This window comes from Pseudomonas sp. ICMP 8385, from assembly GCF_002699915.1.
Lineage (GTDB): Bacteria > Pseudomonadota > Gammaproteobacteria > Pseudomonadales > Pseudomonadaceae > Aquipseudomonas > Aquipseudomonas gessardii.
Map to the genome: position 1 here is coordinate 1 of NZ_LKBY01000068.1, position 216 is coordinate 216.

Annotated in this window: 1 pseudogene; it reads right to left on the reverse strand. The window is 58.8% G+C overall.

Annotation, left to right across the window (positions count from 1 at the left end):
• Positions 1 to 204: pseudogene (locus AO268_RS08040) on the reverse strand (IS5/IS1182 family transposase); the annotation flags it as partial.
• Between the last annotated feature and the right edge of the window lie 12 nt (positions 205 to 216).

Below are 216 nucleotides of genomic sequence, written 5' to 3' on the forward strand. Positions count from 1 at the left end.
CCAGTTCTGCAGCAGATGCACACGCAGCATCGCCATCAACGGGTAGGCCGGACGGCCACCTTCACCTTTCGGATAATGTGGCTCGATCAAAGCAATCAAGCCCTTCCCCGGCACCACCCGATCCATCTCGATCAGGAACAACTCCTTGCGGGTTTGCTTGCGCTTGCCAGCGTACTCGGCGTCGGCGAAGGTCATCTGCTTCATCGGGAAACTCGG